The sequence below is a fragment of the Micromonospora sp. NPDC049799 genome (genome assembly GCF_040656655.1).
GTDB lineage: Bacteria > Actinomycetota > Actinomycetes > Mycobacteriales > Micromonosporaceae > Micromonospora.
Genome location: NZ_JBFAMU010000588.1, coordinates 1 through 2,841, shown reverse-complemented (window position 1 = coordinate 2,841; position 2,841 = coordinate 1). Strand labels below are relative to the sequence as shown.

The 2,841-nt window shown below is 77.1% G+C and carries 2 protein-coding genes; both read right to left on the bottom strand.

Translation table 11 applies throughout. From position 1 onward, the window contains the following. Positions 1–55 precede the first annotated feature (55 nt). On the bottom strand, positions 56–2,386 hold the full coding sequence (locus tag AB0I76_RS26800; protein WP_357040970.1) for an AAA family ATPase: 2,331 nt from the start codon (positions 2,384–2,386) through the stop codon (positions 56–58). Positions 2,387–2,428: 42 nt separating this feature from the next. Beyond that, positions 2,429–2,841: hypothetical protein (locus AB0I76_RS26795; RefSeq protein WP_357040968.1), on the bottom strand; the 413-nt coding region annotated here is incomplete at its 5' end.

Here is a 2,841-nt window from a genome sequence, read left to right as displayed (position 1 = left end):
TCGACCCGTCAGATCAGCGCCCGCGAAGGCCGTCGTCGAGGACCACCGGCCGGGTTCAGCCCTGGCGGCCCTCGGCGTACGCCTCCAGCCAGGCCACCTGCGCGGGGTCCAGGGACGGGCGGACCCGTCGCCGGGCGGTCTCCACGTGGGCGGCGGTGACCGTCGTGGCGGTCAGCGACTCGCGCATGGCGGCGAGGGCGGCCTCCCGCACCAGCGCCGCGCAGTCCGCCGCCGAGAAGCCGGCCAGCTCCTCGGAGAGGGCGGCGAGGTCCACGTCGTCGGCGAGGGGCACGGTCCGGGAGGCGGCCCGCAGGATCTCCGCCCGGGCCGGCCCGTCCGGTGGTGGCACGTACACCAGGCGTTCCAACCGGCCCGGTCGCAGCAGCGCCGGGTCGACCAGGTCCGGTCGGTTCGTCGCACCGACCACCACCACGTTGCGCAGCGTCTCGACCCCGTCCAGCTCGGTGAGCAGCGACGCGACCACCCGGTCGGTGGTGCCGCCGTCGGTGGCCTGGCCGCGTACCGGCGCCAGCGCGTCCACCTCGTCCAGGAAGATCAACGTGGGGGCCGCCTCGCGGGCGCGGCGGAACAGCTCCCGTACGGCCCGCTCGCTCTCGCCCACCCACTTCGACAGCAGCTCGGCGCCCTTCACCGACAGCACGTTGGCCCGGCCGGAGCCGGCGAGCGCGGTCACCAGGTAGGTCTTGCCGCAGCCGGGCGGCCCGTAGAGCAGGACGCCGCGGGGCGGCTGCACGCCCAGCCGGGCGAACGTGTCCGGGTAGGTGAGCGGCCACAGCACCGACTCGGTCAGCGTCTGCTTCACCTCGACCAGGTCGCCCACGTCGTCGAGGGTCACCCGGGCCAGCTCCAGGGTGGACGCCGCCATGGTCGTCGGGCGGACCACCTCCAGCGCCGCCGTGAAGTCCGCCATCGCCACCGTCGGCCGCTCCGCCGACTTCTGCCGCAGCGCCGCGCGCACGCCGGCCTCCCGGACCAGCGCGGCCAGGTCCGCGGCGACGAACCCGGGCGTACGACCGGCGACCTCGTCCAACCGGACGTCCTCCGCCAGCGGGACCTGCCGGGTCAGCACCGTCAACTGCTCCCGTCGCAGCGCGGGGTCCGGCAGCGGCACGCCGATCCGCAGCGACAGCAGGTCCGGTGCCCGCAGTGCCGGGTCGACGGCCTCCGGGCGGCCGGTGGTGCACACGACCGCCGCCCCCGCGCGGAGGGTCTCGGCGAGCACCTGCCGGAAGACCGTCGCCACCGGGCCGGGCTCGTCCGCCGGGGCGAGCGCCTCCACGTCGGTGACGAGCAGCACCGCCGGCCCGTCCGCCCGTACGTCGGCGGCGGCGTCGCGCAGGCGCTGGGCCGCCGCCTCGTTGGTCAACGCGGCCAGCTCGGGCGCCCAGAGCGGTCGGACCCGCGCGCCGACCCCGGCGGCCACGGCGCGGACCAGCGCGGACTTGCCCGAACCGGCCGGGCCGTCGACCAGGACGCCGAGCGAGACCGTCGTGCCCAGCCGGCCCAGCACCTCGCGATGGTGGAAGCCGAGGTCGAGCAGCTCGGTCAGCTCCTCGGCCTGGGCGCGGAGGCCGGGCAGCTCGTCCACCGACGGCGCGTCGTCGACACCTGTCGCCTCGGCCGGTCGGGCCGCCTCGCCGCCGGCTCCGGGACGGGTGGTGGCGTCGCCTCCGGGGCGGGCCGTCGTGGCGGCGCCACCTCCGGGCGGGCCGGCGGTCCGTGTCGGGGTGGGCGTCCCGGCCCGGCCGGCCGGGTAGCCGTTGGCCGGGACACCGCCGGAGCCGTGGGTGACCGGGCCGTGCTCCCAGGCCACCACGGTGTCCATGGTGACCAGGGCGGCGGTGTCCGGCTCGGCGGCGACCACGGTGAGCAGGGTGCTGGTCCAGGCGTACCCGACCCGGTTCGAGAGGCTTCGTCGCGCCGTCTCGACGAGGCTGCGCACCGAGGCGTCCGGCAGCACGTCCTGCGGCAGCAGCGACACGTCGTCCCGGACGGTGACCACCTTGCCGAGCAGGGCCAGCCGCAGCATCTCCGGCGAGACCACCGCGACGACCGGCGGCGGCCCGGCGAGGACCACGCGGCGCGCGGCGGTGACCGGCACCGGGCTGACGTTCACCTCTCCGCCGTCGCGGATGCCGAGGTTGCCCAGCATCAGGTCGTCGGCGTACAGGAGGCCGGTGCCGGCGTCGGGCTCGGCCGGCGCCACGATGCCGGCGCTCACCCGCCGGCCGGCCAGCCGGACCGGGTCGCCCGGGCGCAGCCCGAGCGCGGTGAGCACCTCCGGGTGCAGCCGGACGATTCCGCGCCGGGCGTCCAGCGCCGCCGGCCGCAGGCTCGCGGTCAGGGTCAGGTCGGGTACCGCCACCGCCCGACCCTAGCCCCCGGAGTCACCTCGGCGGGCCGGCGGTCACCGCGGTCGGTCGTCGTCGGTGAGAAGCGAGGGATCCTGGCGGATGATCTCCGCGAGCCGGGCGGCGGGGTCGGGACTCAGTCCGTCCTGTGGCGTCCACGCCGGAACGGTCTTCACCGACATCGGCCAGGGCGGGGGCGGTACGGCGGCACCTGCCGCGCTGACCGTGACGATGCCACCCGACCAGGAGACCCGCAGCGGGTACGCCTGCCCGTCGTGGTCGACCCGCACGGACACCGCCATTCCCGGGTGCTCCGCGACCACCCGGCGCACCACCTCGGCGACCTCCTCGACCGGGTCCCGCCACATGACGTCGTCGGCCCGGTGCTGGCCACCGGCGGCGTCCGTCCAGTGCGGAGGACCGGCGCCCTCCGGCCGGTCGCGGTCGCCCGGGCCGCGCGGCGGCCGGC